Here is an 18,605-nt window from a genome sequence, read left to right as displayed (position 1 = left end):
CGGACGGGGCGGGGGAAGATCCGGTGACGGGTGACGTGACCGGAGCGGGATCGGAAACGGGATACGGGAACGGTTGACGACGTGAGCACCCAGGACACCCAGGAAACCCAGGATACTCAGGACACCCGGCTCGATGCCGGCACCTACGACGTACTGCGGGCCCGGATGTCCGCCGCGGCCACCGAACTGGCGGCCCGCGCGCAGACGCTCAACGCCCGCCGCATCGAGACCTTCGGCGGCAGTGAACTCGCCCTGCTCGCCACCGAACGGGTCCGCACCGGGCGCGAGAGCGTCCCGCGCGACATCGTCCAGGTCGGCGGCGTCCTGCTGGCCGGCTACAACCCGCGCGGCACCGGCGCCTCCGGCACCGAGAACACCGCGATCGGCGACGTCTTCGGGCTGCACCGGCTCAGCGCGGGCGGCGCCGACGACGGCCACTTCCTGCCCGCCCCGCCCGACGCCGTCCCCGGGCTGCTCGATGACCCCGCGTTCCAGCGCGACTTCGAGAGCCTCTACCGCTACTTCCGGCAGGCCCAGCTGCTGCGGCTGCGGCTCACCGGCGGCCTGCTGCTGGCCGTCTTCCGCACCGGCGACCGGCTCAGCGACATCCGCGTGCTGCGCTGGCGCATCCACCCCGACGGCACCCCGCAGTACCTGGACGCCAAGGGCGAGCGCGACCATGTCTTCCCCGAGCCCTACGACTTCGGCTGGACCGACACCGGGCGCGAGCAGCACATCCTGGGCACGCACCCGCATGTGAGCATCGAGGGCGCGCTGTATGTCGCCACCGTCGGCGGCCGGCTCACCCTCAAGACCGAGAACGACACCGACAGCGCGGACGGCATCCACCACGAGCCGGTGGACGAACCGCTCCAGTCCCTCGCCGACGCCGAGATCGCGTACGCCCGCGTCGGGCCGCTGATCCTGCTGCGCGTTCTGCCGTACAACGAGAGCGTCCACCGCTACCTCGTCTTCAACACCCGCACCCAGGACGTGGTCCGCCTCGACGGCATCGGCCAGGCCTGCCGCACGCTCCCCGACGAACAGGGCATCATCTTCCCCGGCGGCTACTACCTCGCCGCCGCCCCGCCCGGCGCCGCCGCCCGTACCTTCGAGGCCACCGACACCGCCGGGCTCGCGTACGAGAAGGCCATCCGCTCGCCCAACGGCGAGGACGTGCTGTACGTCTTCCACGCCCCCGCCACCGGCCACACGCTCCTGCTGCCCTACAACCTCATCCGCAAGGAAGTGGCCAACCCGCTGCCCTCGCACGGCTTCGCGCTGTTCGACGACGGCACCCTGGCCATCAGCCGCGCCGGGAACGACGGCGAACCGGCCCTCGTCCACCCGGTGCAGGTGTGGCGCAGCCCCTTCACCTCCGACGCGTACGCCGCCGCCGCGCCCCCGGTGGGCGAAGGACCGCTGACCCGGATCGGCAACGCGGAGCTGGTGCGCGGCATCTCCGACGCCCTCACCGTGGGCCGGCTGGCGAGCGAACTCGCCGCCGGCACCGCCGTGTTCGAGGCGATCACCGCCGCCTGCGACCGGCTGACCGACCAGTACCACTGGCTGGGCCTCGACGGCCTCGCCGGTCTCGACGAGCCCACCGCCACCCTGCGGGCCACCGCCGAGCAGGTCATCGACGAGTACCAGCGCGTCCAGGAGCAGCGGGCGCGGGCGGCGAAGGAACTGGCCGAGGCGGGCGAGCACGCCGAACGGCTCATCCGGCGGGCGCGCGGCGAAGCCCCCAAGGGCGCGGCCGAGTGGGTCACCGTGCTCACCGAACTGCGCCGCGCCCAGGGCCACACCGAGTCGCTGCGCGAGGTGCGGCACATCGACCTGGACGCGCTGGCCGCGATCGGCGAGCGCCTCGGGGAGTCGCTGGCGGCCACCGGGCGGCGCGCGGTCGCCTTTCTCTCCCGCGAGGACGCGTTCGACGACACCCGGGCCGCGATCGCCGAACTCACGGAGCGGGCGGCGAGGGTGGACAGCGTCGCCGTCGCCGACCCGCTGCTGGCGGAGATCGGCGAACACGCGGACGGTTTGCGCATCGTCACCGACGTCATCGGCGGCCTGGACATCGCGGACGCCACCGTGCGCACCGGGCTGCTGGAGCGCATCGGCGAGGTGATGGGCGCCGTCAACCGGGCCCGAGCGGTGCTCGACGGGCGGCGCCGGGAACTGCTGGAGCGGGAGGGGCGGGCCGAGTTCGCCGCCGAGTACGCGCTGCTGGGCCAGGCGGTCTCCGGCGCCCTGGCCGCCTCCCGCACCCCCGAGGAGTGCGACGAGCAACTGGGCAGGCTGCTGCTCCAGTTGGAGAACCTGGAGTCACGGTTCGGCTCGTTCGACGACTTCCTCACCCAGCTGGCCGGGCAGCGCGAGGAGATCTACGAGACGTTCTCGGCGCGCAAGCAGGCCCAGCTGGACGAGCGGGCGCGGCACGCCGAGCGGCTCGCCTCCTCCGCGAACCGCATCCTGTCCACCGTCACCCGGCGCGCGACCGCGCTGCCCACACTCGACGACATTAACGCCTACTTCGCCGCCGATCCGCTGGTGGAGCGGGTGCGCGCCACGGCAGGCGAGCTGCGCGAGATCGGCGAGACCGTCCGGGCGGAGGAGCTGACCGGCCGGCTGAAGGCCATCCGGCAGGAGGCGGGGCGGGCGCTGCGCGACCGCGCCGACCTGTTCGGCGCGGACGGTACGGTGCGGCTCGGCCGGCACAGCTTCGGCGTCAACACCCAGCCCATCGACCTGACGCTGGTGCCGCAGGACGGCGCCCTGTCGTTCGCCGTGACCGGCACCGACTACCGGGCACCGGTCACCGACCCGGAGTTCGCCGCCACCCAGGACTTCTGGGACCAGCCGCTCGCTTCGGAGTCCCCGGCCGTGTACCGCGCGGAGCACCTGGCGGCCACGGTGCTGTCCCAGGGCGCGGCGGGGGAGAGCGAGGCGGAGCTGCTGTCGCAGGTGCGCCGCACGGCGGAGGCGGCCTACGACGAGGGGTACGACCGCGGCGTCCACGACCAGGACGCGGCCCGCATCCTCGCCGTGCTGCTGCGCCTGCGCGACCACGCCGACCTGCTGCGCTACGGGCCCGAGGTGCGTGCCGCCGCCCAGCTGTTCTGGGCGTACGGCGCCACCGACGCCGACCGGCGGGCGTGGACCACCCGCGCCCAGTCGCTGGGCCGGGCGCGCACCGCCTTCGGGCAGGTCGCGGCCGTGGAGCGGCTCGCGGCCGAACTGACCACCGCCATCGAGACATTCCGCATCGAGCACGCCCTGCCACCGGCACCGGGCGAGGACGCCGGCGGCTACCTCTTCGAGGAACTGGCGCTGGCCACCGGCCACACCCCGCGCTTCGCCACCAGCGCCGCGGCCCGCAACCTGCTGGAGGACTTCCGTACGGCGCTGGGCACCGCGGGCACCAAGGAGTTCGCGCAGGACGTCGTCTCGCTCGGCGACGACCTGGCGGCCCGGCACCAGCTCGTGACCGCGTGGCTGACGGCGTTCACCGAGTCGTCCGGCCGCGAGGCGACCGACCTCGCCGAGGCCGCCGTGCTCGAACTGTGCGGCGAGGACGTGGAACACCGCGCCATCGACGCCCCGCTCACCGCCCGCGTGGACGGCCTGCTCGGCGCGCACCCGCGCGTGGCCTCCGGCGAACTGCCGCTGCGGCTGGATGAGTTCCTCTCCCGCACCACGGAGTTCAGGACGCACCGGGTGCCCGCCCACCGGCAGTACATCCGGCGCCGCAACGCGCTGCTGGACGCCGAACGGCGCCGGCTGCGACTGGACGCGTACCGCCCGCAGGTGATGTCGGCGTTCGTGCGCAACCGGCTGCTGGACGAGGTGTATCTGCCGCTGATCGGCGACAACCTCGCCAAGCAGCTGGGCACGGCGGGCGAGGAGCGGCGCACCGACAGCCAGGGCCTGCTCCTGCTGCTCTCCCCGCCCGGGTACGGCAAGACGACGCTGATGGAGTACGTGGCGGCCCGGCTCGGCCTGGTGTTCGTGAAGGTGGACGGCCCCGCGCTGGGCCACGACACCACCTCCCTGGACCCGGCGGCGGCTCCGGACGCGGCGGCCCGGCGCGAGGTGGAGAAGCTCAACTTCGGCCTGGAGATGGGCAACAACGTCTTCCTCTACCTCGACGACATCCAGCACACCTCGCCCGAGCTGCTCCAGCGGTTCATCCCGCTGTGCGACGCGCAGCGCCGCATCGACGGGGTCCGGGTCGGGGACGGCGAGGCCGTCACGTACGACCTGCGCGGCAAGCGGTTCGCGGTGTGCATGGCGGGCAACCCGTTCACCGAGTCCGGGACCCGCTTCCGGGTGCCGGACATGCTGGCCAACCGCGCGGACGTGTGGAACCTGGGTGATGTGCTCTCCGGCCGGGACGAGTTGTTCGCGCTGAGCCACATCGAGAACGCGCTGACCGCGAACCCGGTGCTGGCCCCGCTGGCGGCGCGCGAGCGCTCGGACGTGGACCTGCTGGTGCGGCTGGCGCGCGGCGACGAGTCGGTGACGGCGGACCGCCTCGCCCATCCGTACGGGGCGGCCGATCTGGAGCAGATCCTGTCCGTGTTGCGGAAGCTGCTGTACGTGCAGCGCACGACGCTGGCGGTGAACGCGGCGTACATCGCCTCGGCGACGCAGGACGACGCGAGCCGCACGGAGCCGCCGTTCCGGCTCCAGGGCTCGTACCGCAACACCAACAAGCTGGCGGAGCGCATCGTCCCGGTGATGAACCAGGACGAGCTGGAGGCGCTGATCGACGACCACTACCTGGCGGAGGCCCAGACCCTGACCACGGGCGCCGAGGCCAACCTGCTGAAGCTGGCGGAACTGCGCGGCCGGCTCGGCCCGGAGCAGCAGGCGCGGTGGGAGCGGATCAAGCTGGCCTACGCGGGGTGATCGGTCGCTTCGCGTGTCCGGCTGCTACGTCCGTGTGACAGAACGCGGATATGCGCCACCTAGGGTGGATGTCAGTTCGATGTAAGAAACCAACGGGGAGTTCCACGTGTCACACCGCAAGAACCTCTGGCTGCGCGCCGCCGCTCCCGCCGCCGTCCTGGCGCTGACGCTGACCGCCTGTGGCAGCGACGACGGCGACAGCTCGGACGCCGGATCCGGGCCGGACCAGAGCCAGGAGCAGGACACGGACCAGGACGAGGACGCGGCGGAGGACGACTCCGCCGGGGACGACGACGCGACGGAGGGCTCCGGTGGCAACCTCGCCCTGGGCGAGACCGCCGGGCCGCTCCCGTACGAGTACAGCGAGGCCGCGGCCGAACTGGAAGTGACCGTGCAGAAGCTGGACACCGGCGACATCGCCGATGTCGAGGCGCTGGACATCTTCGACCCGGAGGACCTCGAGGGCACCACGCCGATGTACCTGTACACGGATTACGCCCATGTCGGGGGCGAGGCCCTGGAGTACGCGCGTCCCAGCCTGGAGCAGTCGGCGCGCCTCGCGACCGGCCAGTACATGCCCTCCGTGATCATGATCGGCAGCATGGACATCCCGGGTGGCTGCCCGGCGGCCGAGGATCCCAAGACGTTCGCCGAGGGCGACGTGTGGAACGACTGCAAGATGTACCTGGTGCCGGACGGCAGCGAGCTGACCGAGGTCACGTGGGCCGCGGCCGATGACGCCGAGTACACCTGGGCGCTGAACTGATCCTCTGATCCCTTCGGGGGACCCGGGCGCGTCACACGGTGGCCGCCGGCCTGCGGGCCGGCGGCCACCGTCATGTGTCCGGCCGCCCTGCCGGACGGCGTCAACCGAAGGTTGACACTCTCCGGGCTGTCAACCTAAGGTTGACACATGACTGACGCCGAACGCACTCAGATCAACCGCTCCGTGCGCCTCGACGACCTCATCGAGGCCATCAAGAAGACCCACACCGACTCGCTGGAGCAGCTGACCAGCGCCGTCATCGCCGCCGACCACCTCGGCGACGTCGCCGACCATCTCATCGGCCACTTCGTCGACCAGGCCCGCCGCTCCGGCGCCTCCTGGACCGACATCGGCAAGAGCATGGGCGTCACCCGGCAGGCCGCCCAGAAGCGGTTCGTCCCCAGCGAGGGCGCCGCCCAGGACTTCGGACAGTTCACCCCGCGCGCCAAGAACGTCGTCATGGCCGCCCAGAACGAGGCCCAGGCCGCCCGCAACACGATGATCACCCCCGAGCACCTGCTGCTCGGCCTGATCGCCGACCCCGACAGCCTGGCCGCCAAGCTCATCACCGGCCAGGACGTGCTGCTCGACGCTGTACGGCAGGACGCCATCGCCGCCCTGCCGCAGGCCACCGACGGCGAGGCGCCCTCGCTCGTCCCCTACGACGTACGGGCGCGCAAGGCGCTGGAGTTGACGCTGCGCGAGGCGCTGCGCCTGGGCCACAACTACGTCGGCACCGAGCACATCCTGCTGGCGCTGCTGGAACTGGAGGACGGGAACGGGGTGCTGTCCGGGCTCGGCGTGCGCAAGGAACGGGCCGAGACCGAACTTGTCGAAGCACTCGCGGTGTTCCTGGAGCAGAAGCAGGGCTGAACGGCTCCTCAGGGCAGGGCGGCGGCCCACTCGGCCAGCGCGGTGAAATCCGCACTGCCCAGCCCGCGCGCCGGATCCACCCCGTGCAGCAGCGCGGGGGCCGGGTGCCGCTCGCGTACGAACGCGGCGTCCGCGTCGGTCGGTTCGTCATCCACCCAGGCGAACGGCCGGCGCCCCGCGTACGCCAGCAGGGTGCGGGTCTTCCAGTGCAGCGGCGCGGTGCGCGGCGCCGCCAGGAACGGCACCGGCCCGAAGCGCACATGGGGCAGCGGCGGCAGGCCCAGCACCGTACCGATGAAGGAATTCGCCTCGTCCTGCCAGGTGGTGCCCCACACCAGCTCGTACGCGCCCGCCAGCCGCAGCAACTCCTCGCCGTGCGCGGGGTTGAGCCGCACGAGCAGCGACCGCCCCGGGTACCGGGCGGTCCAACTGGGCGGTTCCATCCGATGGGCGCCGTACCCGGGCAGGTCCTGCTCCGGTCCGGCCGCGAAGGGATTGAGTGGTCCGTCGACATCGAGGAAGAGCACCGGACGCGTGTCCACGCGGGGGACCGTAGCAGCGCGGGATGCCGGGTGGAAGAGTTGCCCGGCCCCGGGGGGTGTCACAGCCTGAGGTCATGACAGGGCAGGAGGGTGGCCTGGACCGCAGGAGCTTCCTGGGCGCCTGCGCGGCGGCCGGGGCCGGAATCGCGGGCGCCTGCTTCCTGTGGGGCGGCCAGGACCCCGACCCGGCGGGCGAGGCCGCCCAGACCGGCGACCCCGGCTGGCGGATCACCGACACCGGGGCCGATGACGCCATCGAGGGGTACGCCGATCGGGTGAGCGTGGACCCGGGGGAGGAGTTCGGCCTGTACGTCTCCACCCCGGCGCCCGCATACCGGGTCTCCGCCTACCGGATCGGCTGGTACGGCGGGGCGCAGGCCCGCCGCGTGTGGCACTCCGAGCCGCAGCCGGGCGTGGTGCAGGGGGCCCCGTCGTTCTTCCCCGCCACCGGCACCGTACGGGCCGACTGGGAACGCGGCCTCTCCGTGCCCACCGAGGGGTGGCCCGAGGGCGCCTACCTGCTGCGGCTCGACGCGGAGGGCGGGGACGGCGGACAGCGGTACGTGCCGCTGGTGGTGCGCTCGCGGGAGGCGGCGGGCCGTACGGTCCTGCTGCACGCGCCGGCGACCTGGCAGGCGTACAACCGCTGGGGCGGGTACAGCCTGTACGAGGGCAAGGACGGCCAGGACCGCACCCGGGCCCTGGTGGTGAGCTTCGACCGGCCCTACGACAAGGACGGGGCCGAGAAGTTCCTGGCGTACGAGCGGGCGGCGGTGGTGCTGGCCGAACGGCTGGGGCTGCCGCTGGCGTACACCACCGGGAACGATGTGGACCGCGACCCAGGGGTGTTGAAGGACGCGGCCTCGGTGGTGATCCTGGGCCACGACGAATACATGACCCCCGCCCAGCGAGAGCACCTGACGCGGGCGCGGGACGCGGGCACCAACCTCGCGATCCTCGGGGCGAACACCTGCTTCCGCCGGATCCGCCTGGAGCCGACACCGCTGGAGCCGAAGCACGCGGGCGAACGCAGAATCGTCGCCTGCTACAAGTCGGCCGCCGCCCGGGACCCCCACCACGGCCACCAGGACGCCCTGGTCACCACCGACTTCCGCGCGGACCCCGGCGCCGACCCCGAATCGTCCCTGACCGGCGTGCTGTACGAGGGCTACCCGGTGGACGCCCCGTACGTCGTGCACCGCCCCGAGCACTGGGCCTTCGAGGGGACCGGGGTGCGGGCCGGCGACGCGTTCGACCACCTGGTGGGGGCCGAGTACGACCGCGTCACGCCCGAGGCGCCCACCCCCGAGGGCATCGAGATCGTGGCGCACTCGCCTCTGGTGTGCAACGGCCGTGCCAGCCATCAGGATTCGGCGTACTACACGGTCGACAGCGGCGCCGGAGTCTTCGCGGTCGGCACGATGCGCTGGGTGGAAGCCCTCATGGCGGGGACGGACGAGAACGGCGGAAACCATGGGATGGACGCGCGGACGGGGGAGTTCGTGACGAGGGTGACGGAGAACGTCCTCCGCACCTTCGCCGAGGGCCCGGCCGCTCGCACCCACCCGGCGCACGGCAACGTCCCCGAGGTGTACGGCGACCGGACCTGAGACCGGCGGCCCCTACCGCACGATGGCCTGCACCTCGCTCACCGTGATCTCATGCGTCGTCTCGAACACCCCCGACGGCAGCGAGGCCCCACTGCCGTCCGACCCCTCCCAGGAGATCTCCCAGGTGAGCGAGGCCGTCAGCCCGTAGGAACCGGTGGCGTGCGTGGCCCGCAGATAGGTCACCCCACACGGCGGCTCCTCCCCGGACCGCCCCCGGCTGTACGGCTCCCCGATACTTCCGTCACCGCCGACGGCGCACTCACCGGACGCCGGATGCAGGCGGGCGTCGGACGTGCCCGGCTCGATGGTGAGCGTGGTGGGCGTGGCGGTGGTGGTGGCCCACAGCCCGTAGTCATCGAGGGACGCGGTGACGGACACCGGCTCGAAGGCCGCCTGATCGAGCCACACCCAGGTCGCGAGATTGACGGTCTGCTCGCCGTCCGGATTCAGCTCGATGTCGGTGTCGGGAACGCGGACGCGCTCGTAGGCGAGCTCGGCGAGGGTGGAGATGTTCACCACGCGAGGAACGTCCGGGGGAGGATCGCCGAACTCCACGAAGAAGGTGCGGTATTCGCAGGCCAGCTGATCCTCGATGGGGTAGGCGTCATTCCTGACCACCTGCCAAAACATTCCCTCCCCCTGCTTTTCAATGTTGTAGTTCGGATACTCTCCCTTCTCGCCGTAGGAGTCCTCGAGATTCTCCCGAAGCAGGTCCTTGTCATCCTGTGGCCAGCCAGAACTGTAGAACTCGCGGGAAAGTTCGGCCCAATACGCCTGGTATTCCTCGGGTGTATACATCGGAGCGTAGTAGCAGGCGGGCGGCGTCCAGGATGTATCGACGCTGGTGAGTCCTCCGCTCCCACCAAGGCCATTGCCGCTGTAGCTGATTCGGACCCCCTCCGGCCTTCCGACGCTGGCCTCGATGGACTTTCCATCGGCGTTTCCTGAGGGGGTGTTGTCCAGTCCATCTTGCAAGTCCGCGCCGGCCGCCGACGGTATGGCGACTACAGTAATGGCCAGGGCGGTGATGGCTGTGACCTTCCTGTTGTGCCTCTGTCTCACCGACATTCGGCATCCTCTCTGAACAGCTCGTATTCGACTGTCTGCCAGACGCCCTCATCATTCTGCTGCATGCGTGCCACGTACCGGGAAGCCGGTGATCCGGGTTCGGCTTCTTCCACGGTCTCTCCGGTTTCGAAGTCAATGGTGTAGATCTCACTGAAATCTCGGCAGAAGGTGATCGTGGCGATACCTTCCTCGCGAAGAGTGACATTGCGATTGAAGTACGTGGCGACTCCTGCGGATGAATTCCCTGTCTGATACACGTTGTCCAGAAGGTCAAGCGTGCTGTAAAGAGCCTGATCAGCGACGTAATACCTCAGGGATGGCCGCTCGTTGTCGTAGCTGACGATGGCCTCTGCGACAGCGTCTTGAAAACCCTGATTGTCCAGGAGAATCTCATCGATGGCAGGATCGCCTGTGAATTCATCCGCATAGACGTTCTCGTAATTACCGCCCAGGTCGATGTCCGGGCGCCCCTCCCGGCCCTCATCGGCCGGGGGTTCCTCCGGCTCGTCCTCGGGCCCGCCCGGTTCCTCGGTCGTCTCGTCGACCCCGGGAATGTCGTCGCTGGCGTCGCTGTTGTCGCTTCCGCCGCAGGCGGTCAGCAGCAGGGCGGTGGCCGCGGTAGCGGCGATCAGGGCGGTCCTGGTCCGGCGGCGGGTCACGGCGGCTCCGTATCGGCGGGGTTTGAGTGCTTTGAACCCTCACCCTACGAACTCGTGCCTGCACCGTGCGACCCAGGGCCCGGAGGTGTTACCAACCCGTGGTCCCGTCACCGGCCATGACGCCCGCCCTGTGCCGTGGTGCGCCGCTCAGCGGGTGTAGTGCCGGATGCTGCTCAGTACCGACTCGATGACGTCCGGGTCGACTTCGCCGTCGTGGCCGGTGTCGGCCACCAGACCCCATCCCACCAGGTCGGAGTTGGGGCTGAGGTAGGACACGGCGATGGACATGCCGTCGGTGACCGGGCAGTCGCGCTCGGGGATGCCGTCGGGGACATCGGTGATGGTCGCCCGGACGATGTGGCCGGTGATGCCGTGTTCCGTCTCGAACGGTTCGGGCTCACCGACGTCGAAGGAAGCCGACCTGGTCTGGTCGTAGTTGGCCCACAGCAGGTTGCCGGCGATGATCTCGGCGGCGTCCGCCGTGTCCGTCGCGCCCTGCGCGCCCCGGGTGCCCGCGACCAGCCGGTGGCCCGGCTTGCCGCACTCCGTGTCGATGACCGCGGAGACATCGGTGAGGCTGAACGCGTAGTCGGGGACGTCGGGGTCCTCGGGCTCCCAGGTCTCCCAGCGGAAACTGGAGTCGCGCGACGGCCCCCGCCAGTCGGGGGGCACGTCGAACGCCGTGTGCCACCGGTCGCTGAGGACCACCTGCCAGTCATCCGCGACGACGGGAAGAGGCTCCTCGGACTCCTCGACCGGCCGTCTTGGGTCCTGCGCGGAGGGGGTCCGCGGCGTCTGCTCGTCCTCGGCCGCCGCCGCTCCGCCGTCCCCGTCCTCACCGCCGCCGCGGGTGAGCACCACACCGACGGTCACGGCCAGGGCGGCCACGACCACCCCAGCGACCCCGAGCAGCGCCGCCTTCCGGCCCCTGCCCGGCGGTGGCGGCACCGGCGTGGGTGCGCCGGGCCAGCCGGGGGGCATGGTGGGCTGCTGATACGGGTTCTGTGTCCGGTACGGGTCCTGGCTTCCGTGAGCCCCCCACCCGGAATCCTGTGCTGATCCCATGGGAGGAACTTTACCGAGCGGGTACGGGGCGGCCCCGGGCCCCTGGGGCTGAGGAGGACGGTGGGTGAGGCCCTGGTCTCGCGGTCGGCACCGAGCGCTGGGTGGAAGTCCTGATGGCGGGGACGGGCGAGAACGGCAGCAGGCGCGGACTGGACGCGCGGACAGGGGAGTTCGTTTCGCGAGTGACCGCGCCTGCGGCCACCGGCGCCCGGGTCCGCGCCCATGACTCGGTGAAAGCGGGGCGGGGCGTGTCTTTCCAAGGGAGCGGGAAGCGGTTGCTTTCGGAAGCGGGTCGCGATGCGTGAAGCCGATCAGCCCTCGTACGGGCGGATGCTGCTCACGATCAGCTCAATCGTCTCTGCCGACACCGCGTGTTCATGACCGGTATCGGCCACCAGACCCCAGGAGACGATATCGGCGGAGGAAGTGATGAAGGAGACACCGATCGCACGCCCTTCGGTCGAGGCGCAGGCACCTTCCCCGTGCTCGGGGGCGTCGGAAGAGGTCGAGTAGGCGATGTGTCCGTTGACGCCGTGCTCGTTCTCGAAGGGCTCGGCCTCCGTGGTGGTGAGGTCGCCCTCCAGAGCTTGGTCGTACAGCGCCCAGGCCAGATTGCTGGAGACGGACCGTGCCGCTTCCTCCGTACCGCTGACGCCCTGAATGTAGCGGGTGCCGACATAGGCGATTCTTCTGCCGTCGCAGGCCGTCACAGCCTGACTGGCGGGATCCCGCAGGGTGTAGGCCCATTCGGAGCCGTGTTCCTCGGGGTCGTCCGCCGGCCAGAAGGTGTTGCTGCCCTCCTCGTGGACGTTCCACTCGGCGGGTACGTCGTAGGCCATCCCGCCCCGGGGGCTCAGGACGACCTGCCAGTCGTCGGCGACCACCGGCTCCTCCGGAGCGCGCGCCGGAACGCGGGGATCCGTGGGACCGGCGGGCCGCCAGGGTTCGGTGGTGGTGTCGTCGGTGACGCTGCCCTGTGCGGAGTCCTTGTGCCACCGGCCCCTTTCGCCGCTGATCACCAAATACGCCACGAGTGCCATGCCCACGATCAGAGCCGTGAGGGGGACCAGCACCACCAGCGCCTTGCCGCGCCGTGGCGTCTTCACGGCCGGCGGGTGTGGCCCGTACGGAGAAGGCGGCCCTGACGGCGAGTGGTATCCCTGCCACGGTCCGGACGGGTTGTCGCGCTGTGTCATGCTCGCGATCGTAACCAGTGAGAGAGAGCGGTTTCCCGATGGCCCGTCACTCGTCCTGCCGTCCTGCCCCCGCGTGGTAGCTCGCTGGTCGCTGCGGGAAGCGGCGCACAGCTTGTCGTTTATCGGCCGTCTCGCCATCGTCGTCCGCTCGCCACCGGTCAGGATGGGCCGACCCTACCGGCCGCTTTCGGTGCGGACACTGTTCCCGTGTCCGGCCACCAGCACGTGACCTGCCCGAACTCGACGGACCGCCATACGATCCCTCCGGCCGTGCGGTCGTACGCCGGAGACAACACGGACGACAGGGAACACCCGTGCAGGTCATCATCAGCGACTGCGCCTCTTCATTTTGACCGTTGCGTAGCCGAGCAGCACACCGGTGACCCCGATGGCCAGCCAGCCCGTGCCGACGGTCAGTCCGGCGTTGCTGTGGGATTGGTCGAGGAGGCAGTAGAACCCCTCGTCGCACAGCACCGGGCCCCGGTAGTCGCGCGGGGGCGCGGTGGCGAAGAGGACGGAGAGTGACGCGGTAGTGAGCGCGATGCCCAGCGCCATGATCGGCGTTGCTCCCGCACGTGTCAGCCGAGCCCGGCGGTTGGCGGCCCAGACCGTACTTCCGATGCCCAGGACGACGGCGGCCCCGGCACACGGCAGAAAGACCATGGGCCCTCCGGGCCACTTCTCCGCCAGGGTGAAGTACGCCTCGTCGAACAGGATGGCCGACGCCACCATCGTGATGAACAGCGAAAGGAACAGCAGTGCGCCGCACATCCTGACCATCAGATCGAGCCGTTCACGGGAGTTGTCACCGCCGATGTTGCCCGCGAGGACGAACGCCCCGGCGAGCAGGGCAACCAGACCGACGACCAATCCGCTGACGGCCGCGCCGGAGAATGGCAGGGACAGGAGAGTGACGGCGCTCAGGAAGCCGGCCGTGACCATGATCCAGTGCGTCGTCCGTGCGCCGACCCGCAACTTCGGGCCCACGCGATGCGGCCACTTCCCGGCCACACTGAAGAACACCGCGACCAGCACTCCCAGAGCGCTGAGGAAACCGAGTGTCACGGCGAATCCGGTCGGGCCACCGGGCCAGCTCCCGGCTGTGGCGCGAAGGTTGTGCCTCACCGCCAGGACCAGGACCACAGCGCTGAGGAACCCCACGAGGACAGTGACGGTGACAACCCATGGGGACGGGGCTGGGACCGAGGTGGCTTTGGGCATGGATCCTCTGTCGATGGCGGGTCCGGAAGTGTTCAGCCCGGTCGTACAGCCTCCCGTTGGTGGCCTTGGAGGGACGGAGCCGGGTGGGCCCTCCCAGAATGCGGCGTCACCTGCGGGCCCTGGCGGAGCGCACGAGAACGGTGAATATCAAGACCACTGCGACAAGAAGAGTCAGCCAGCCCATCGCCACCGTTGTGGTCGCATCTTCGTGGGCTTGGTCGAGACGGCAGTAGAAACCTCCGTCGCACAGCGCAGAGCTTTGGTAGCGGCGCGGTGCCAGGGCAGCGATCAATACCGACAACGCCGCTGCCGTGACAGCGACGCCCGCCAGGACGAGTGGCACCGCACCCCAAAGGGTCAGCCGCCGCCGTCGGGTCCAGGACCACACGGAACCGCCCGCACCCAGCCCGACCGTGGCACCCGCACTGATCAGGAATAGCCGCGGCCCACCCGGCCAGCTCTCGGCCATGTCGTAGTACGCCTCCTGGAAACGGAACGCGCTCGCGAGGGTGACGAGCAGGACGCCCAACCCGGTGCCGATGAGAACCTGAGGAATGACGGCTGCCCACCGGCGGTTCGCGTCCGACGCGAACAGATATGCCAGCATGAGCGAAGCCAGCCAGGTCGTCACACCCAGGGCGGTGAGCCCCCACACCCAGGCGCCGGATTCGTGTACCTCCAGCCAGCAGCCCAACTCGTCGCAGCCGCTCGGGTCGCGATCACGCGGTGGCATGGCGCTGATCAGAACGACCGTACTGATCAGCGCCACCGCGGCGCCGATCGTGGTGATCACGTACCGCACGGGCGGGTTCAGCTGGGGTTGCCAAGGGGACCGCTGTGGCCAGGCGTGGACGAGCCACACCGCCGCCGTGGCGGCAAGGCCCAGTGCCCCGATCAGACCCAGGGAGACGAGGAACGCCACCGGGCCACCGGGCCAGCCCTGAGCCCAGGAAATCAGGCTCTCCCGCAAGGCGATGGACAACAGCACGGCAGCCACAATGCCCACAGCCAGGACGGCCGCCAGAATCAGGGCGATGCGGTTCTCTTGTCTTTTGTCCATGTTCGAGCCGTTCAGTTCAGATCGTTGGTTCCGTGACCCGCAGCGTCTCCACCATCTGGTCGGTCCACTGCTCGATCACATCGTCGATGACGGGCTCCCGCCACAGCGCGGTGGCGGTCACCAGATCCGTACAGCCGGGTGGCCTGATTCCGTAGATGAGGCTACGAATGACTGGACGTCCGCCGAACCAACTGCGCTTCTCACCGAGATAGTTCTGCCGAAGCCGCACGGCCGGGCCCGCAGGGAGGTCTGCGTGCTGAATGTGGGGTTCACCCAGTTCCCGGACTGTGCAGATATCGGCGAACCATTCCAGCGTGGGCTCGGGGTCTCCCTCCTCCGGATAGATCGTCATGACCTCCAGACCCACATCCGCGCTGTCCATGCCAGGGGGGTAGCAGAGGAAAGCCAGGGCGAGGTCCCGGCCCCTGTAGCCCTCCGCCCGACTTGCCATCTCGCGGGCGATTCGATCGGGGTTTCCGGTGAAGCCCCGGGAGAGGTCTTCCCCGGCCTGGGCCGTCTCCTCGATCAGCCGCTCGGCGTGTCGCCTGGCCCAGCTGTCGAGGTTGGTGTCCGGTTCGAGCGGCACCGGGAACCACGGCTCGGGGTAGTCCAGTGTGATGACGGGCGGAATCCTCATGCGGTACTCATTCCCCTCCACGTAAACGCCTTGGCCACCGCGTCGAACAGCCCGACGAGGGCGTCGGCGATCATATCCAGGGGAGTGGAAAACGACAGGACCAGGAACGAAGTGGTGCCGGGCACCGGCAGGTAGTAGTCCACCGCGGTGCTGTACACCACCTCGCCGGTTGTTTCATCACGGGCTGACTCGGTGCGGCTGCGGGTGCGTACGGCTGGCCCCGAGGGCAGGTTCTCGACTGTCGCCTCCGTTCCGACCGGGCCGTGGTGCGCCAGATCTCTCGACACCTCTTCCAGGGAAGTGTCCGGCTCACAGGCCTCGGGTGCCAGCGTGACCAAGAGGCTGGCAGGAAGGGTGATCGGACCGGCCTCCTGAAGACACAGGTACATCTCGATACCGCCGTTGCCGATCGCCCGGTCGGCCTCGTCGAGCAGGGCGTCGCGCGCTTGTCGTTTCGCGTGCGGCTGGTTGTCGGTGCCTTTGAACTGCCGTTCCAGCAGAGCGTCCACGGAACGGGCGCACTGTTCGGGATCGAGCGAAATGCGATACCAGCCGTCCGGAAGGATCAGCGAATAGTCACTCGGAGTCTCCGCCGGCGCAGAGGCTGCCGACGGCGCCTCCGCCGGTCGTCCCCGGTCCACTCGCTGTGCGGGAATCGTCATGGTGTGCTCCTCACAGTCCCCGGCCGACGGCCCACCAGGCCGCCCCCGTTGCGATACCCGTCGTCGCGGCCCAGCCCGCCACCTGGGAGTTGAAATTCTGGGTCGCGGCCTGCACTGCGGGGTGACGGAGAACCTGGGCCGGCATTCGGCTGAACTCATCGGCGATCTGCCCGATGTTCCTGTCCGACCGGCTTGCGATGGACGTCAACGGGTTGCGCATGGAGGACGGCATCGGAAGGCTGCTCATCCGGCGGGGCGGCATCGCATCGATGGCCCGGCGCATGGCCGCGCCACTGGGGGCGTTGATTCCGGCGTTGCTCATCGCCTGACGCACATTGCCCGTTCTGCGGGCCGCGGTCGTGTATACCTGTCGGGCCGTCGCCCTGGCAGCACCCGCTGCCAGCCGACCGCTGCGCAGGAATGCGGCACCGACGCCGAAGCTCGCTACGCCGACGACATCGAGCACAACATCCAGCAGACTGCCATCTCCTGAGGCGTACTGGACCACGCTGTTGATCAGCGATACGACACTGGCCGTGATAGCGATGATGGTGAGTAGTTGTCCCAGAATCGGGACCCAGCCGAGGAACAGGGACAGGAATCCGGCAACGGCAGCTATTCGGCCGGCCCAGGTGCCGACGACCGACAGTGCGCTGCGGAACTTGTCCCAACCGCTGTCCTTCATGCCGTCGTTGTTGATGACCTCGCGAATGGCTCCGGCGGCGGCGTCGGCCGCGTTGTCGCGGATCTGCTTGGCGGTCGAGATCAGGGTCCGGGCGGTACTCAGTGTGCCCTCGGCCGCCTCCTGTTTGTCCTCCAGCCGAGTCTTGTCGGGGTCGTCGTCCTCGACATCGTCGTCCAGCGCATCGAGGGCATTGGTCGCCGTGCGCAGGTCCTGGTCCGCCTCCTCCGCGTCCGACAGCGCCCGGTCCGCCTTCAGCTGGGCGCGGTGCAGTTCGGAGGCGTACTCGGTGTGGTCCTCGTAGTCCTCGCCGAAGTCCTTGACCTCGGTGCCCAGGGCCTTGGCCGCGGTGTCGTAGCGGTCGAACGCCTTGCGCAGCCGGTCGCTGGTCCCATCGGCCTTGTCCTTGAACTCGACCGCCGTGGGGGTGTTCCAGTTGTCGACGTTGGCCAGCGCCTCGATCTCACTGGCCTGCTGCTGGATGGCGTCCGCCATCTGCCGCAGCTCCCGGCCCAGGGTGGCGACCTCTTCCGGATCGCCGGGGACGGGATCGCTCGACTCCCCGACGAGTGACCAGTCGCCCCCCGCGGATGACCTGCTCACGATTCCCCCTCCCGCACTGCGTCGTTGTCCCGGAGCGCCTGTGCCAGTTCGCGGTCGATGCCTTCGTACATCTCGGCGGCGCCGGCCACGATGTCGCCCAATGCCTTCAGTTCGTCGGTGAGCTTGCCGCGTCGGATGCTCCAGTTGTCCTCGAATTCGTCGAACGCGTCGAGCAACGTGGTGGCGCCCAGTTCTGACTTGCCATAACCCTCGGCAGGGTTGGCCGAGTTGGCGAAGGTGTCGTGAATCCCCAGAATCGCGTCCGCACACTCGCGGATACGTTCGAGATCGGCCCGCATCTCGTCAGTGTTACCGCCCATGCCGGCGGTCCCCCTTATGGAACATGTCGTGAGGTGGAGAGTGGACAACGATGGCCCGCTGGGGGGCGGCGCGCTCCTCGCAGCGTGCCGCCCCCCAGCGGGAGGATGAGACGGACGGGCGGCTTCCGCCGCCCCGCAGGGGTCAGCTGCCGCTGACCGCCGCCGCGAAGTCGATGTCCTGGCCCTCGAAGCCGTCGGCGGCCATGATCAGGAAGTTGCCCAGGCCACCCATGCTCTCCAGCAGCTGCGTGACGTTGGTGGTGAACTCCTCGTACACCTCGTCGAACGCCTCGGACGCCTGCGGCGTGTTGAAACCCTCTGAAGTCAGGTCGTTGACCTGGGACTTCAGCTCTCCCAGCTCTCGCTCGAAGCGCTCCTGCTCCGCCTGCAGATGCGCGCCGAAGTCCCGCATGTCATCGGGTGTGAGAGAAAGCTTGTCGGTGGCCACAGTAGGCCCCTTTCCTCGATGTGCGGCACCGTCCCCGGCGACCGCGAAGAACGGTCAGTGTGGTGGCCGAGCGGCCCCCGTGTTCCGCACCTCAGGGTACGTCGGTACGCCGCGCGGGCACATGGCTTGATGCCGTCGTGGTACATGGCTGTGACAATCGTTGGGCCGGCCCATGACAAGGTGGTCGCAGACGGTCCGGAACTCGCCGCCGAGGCGCGTGGGCCGGTCGGCTAAGTTGGCCGACATCACGAGCGAATCCCCCACCATTCGGAGAGTGAG

Annotated in this window: 16 protein-coding genes; 4 read left to right on the top strand and 12 right to left on the bottom strand. The window is 69.7% G+C overall.

Going from position 1 to position 18,605, the window contains the following annotated elements; translation table 11 throughout:
- The first annotated feature begins 81 nt into the window (after positions 1 to 81).
- From ACTFAP_RS08775 to ACTFAP_RS08765, 3 genes are all read left to right on the top strand, one after another.
- Positions 82 to 4,914: a DNA repair ATPase gene (locus ACTFAP_RS08775; protein ID WP_500468701.1), complete on the top strand. Its 4,833-nt coding sequence runs from the start codon at positions 82 to 84 to the stop codon at positions 4,912 to 4,914.
- 106 nt (positions 4,915 to 5,020) lie between these two features.
- The gene (locus tag ACTFAP_RS08770; protein WP_495684121.1) at positions 5,021 to 5,680 is read left to right on the top strand and encodes a hypothetical protein; all 660 of its coding nucleotides are present in this window, start codon (positions 5,021 to 5,023) and stop codon (positions 5,678 to 5,680) included.
- A gap of 147 nt (positions 5,681 to 5,827) precedes the next feature.
- Entirely contained in the window at positions 5,828 to 6,553 is a 726-nt protein-coding gene (locus tag ACTFAP_RS08765; protein ID WP_495684120.1) for a Clp protease N-terminal domain-containing protein, read from the top strand.
- An 8-nt stretch (positions 6,554 to 6,561) separates the two neighbouring features.
- Here ACTFAP_RS08765 and ACTFAP_RS08760 read toward each other — a convergent pair whose 3' ends face one another.
- A complete protein-coding gene (locus tag ACTFAP_RS08760; RefSeq protein WP_500468700.1) occupies positions 6,562 to 7,095 on the bottom strand; it encodes an HAD domain-containing protein in 534 nt (177 codons plus the stop codon).
- Between the two features lie 74 nt (positions 7,096 to 7,169).
- On the opposite strand from ACTFAP_RS08760, the gene ACTFAP_RS08755 reads away from it, so the two are divergent.
- Positions 7,170 to 8,705: a N,N-dimethylformamidase beta subunit family domain-containing protein gene (locus ACTFAP_RS08755; protein ID WP_500468699.1), complete on the top strand. Its 1,536-nt coding sequence runs from the start codon at positions 7,170 to 7,172 to the stop codon at positions 8,703 to 8,705.
- A 12-nt stretch (positions 8,706 to 8,717) separates the two neighbouring features.
- On the opposite strand, the gene ACTFAP_RS08750 is transcribed toward ACTFAP_RS08755, so the two are convergent.
- The 11 genes from ACTFAP_RS08750 to ACTFAP_RS08700 form a co-directional block, all read right to left on the bottom strand.
- Positions 8,718 to 9,323: a hypothetical protein gene (locus ACTFAP_RS08750; RefSeq protein WP_500468698.1), complete on the bottom strand. Its 606-nt coding sequence runs from the start codon at positions 9,321 to 9,323 to the stop codon at positions 8,718 to 8,720.
- Positions 9,324 to 9,763: 440 nt separating this feature from the next.
- Positions 9,764 to 10,432 carry a hypothetical protein gene (locus tag ACTFAP_RS08745; RefSeq protein ID WP_500468696.1) on the bottom strand — a complete coding sequence of 223 codons (669 nt, stop codon included), beginning with the start codon at positions 10,430 to 10,432 and terminating at the stop codon, positions 9,764 to 9,766.
- A gap of 147 nt (positions 10,433 to 10,579) precedes the next feature.
- The gene (locus ACTFAP_RS08740) at positions 10,580 to 11,497 is read right to left on the bottom strand and encodes a DUF8017 domain-containing protein (protein ID WP_500468695.1); all 918 of its coding nucleotides are present in this window, start codon (positions 11,495 to 11,497) and stop codon (positions 10,580 to 10,582) included.
- 311 nt (positions 11,498 to 11,808) lie between these two features.
- The gene (locus ACTFAP_RS08735; protein ID WP_495684114.1) at positions 11,809 to 12,603 is read right to left on the bottom strand and encodes a DUF8017 domain-containing protein; all 795 of its coding nucleotides are present in this window, start codon (positions 12,601 to 12,603) and stop codon (positions 11,809 to 11,811) included.
- A gap of 417 nt (positions 12,604 to 13,020) precedes the next feature.
- Positions 13,021 to 13,758, bottom strand: coding sequence for a hypothetical protein (locus tag ACTFAP_RS08730; protein ID WP_500468694.1), 738 nt, complete (start codon positions 13,756 to 13,758; stop codon positions 13,021 to 13,023).
- Positions 13,759 to 14,020: 262 nt separating this feature from the next.
- Positions 14,021 to 14,974: a hypothetical protein gene (locus ACTFAP_RS08725; protein ID WP_495684112.1), complete on the bottom strand. Its 954-nt coding sequence runs from the start codon at positions 14,972 to 14,974 to the stop codon at positions 14,021 to 14,023.
- A gap of 16 nt (positions 14,975 to 14,990) precedes the next feature.
- A complete protein-coding gene (locus tag ACTFAP_RS08720) occupies positions 14,991 to 15,611 on the bottom strand; it encodes a hypothetical protein (RefSeq protein WP_495684111.1) in 621 nt (206 codons plus the stop codon).
- A complete protein-coding gene (locus ACTFAP_RS08715; protein WP_495684110.1) occupies positions 15,608 to 16,273 on the bottom strand; it encodes a hypothetical protein in 666 nt (221 codons plus the stop codon). Before ACTFAP_RS08715 ends, ACTFAP_RS08720 begins: the two co-directional genes overlap by 4 nt.
- A 10-nt stretch (positions 16,274 to 16,283) precedes the next feature.
- Positions 16,284 to 17,558 carry a putative T7SS-secreted protein gene (locus ACTFAP_RS08710; RefSeq protein ID WP_500468693.1) on the bottom strand — a complete coding sequence of 425 codons (1,275 nt, stop codon included), beginning with the start codon at positions 17,556 to 17,558 and terminating at the stop codon, positions 16,284 to 16,286.
- On the bottom strand, positions 17,555 to 17,857 hold the full coding sequence (locus ACTFAP_RS08705) for a hypothetical protein (protein ID WP_500468691.1): 303 nt from the start codon (positions 17,855 to 17,857) through the stop codon (positions 17,555 to 17,557). The genes ACTFAP_RS08710 and ACTFAP_RS08705 overlap by 4 nt, the downstream gene beginning before the upstream one ends.
- Before the next feature lie 163 nt (positions 17,858 to 18,020).
- Positions 18,021 to 18,326, bottom strand: a complete 306-nt coding sequence (locus ACTFAP_RS08700; protein ID WP_030725286.1) for a WXG100 family type VII secretion target — start codon at positions 18,324 to 18,326, stop codon at positions 18,021 to 18,023.
- Positions 18,327 to 18,605 lie beyond the last annotated feature (279 nt).

This window comes from Streptomyces sp. PH9007 (genome assembly GCF_059813725.1).
Note: the sequence above shows the minus strand (reverse complement) of the source record. Positions and strands in the feature narration are given on the sequence as shown.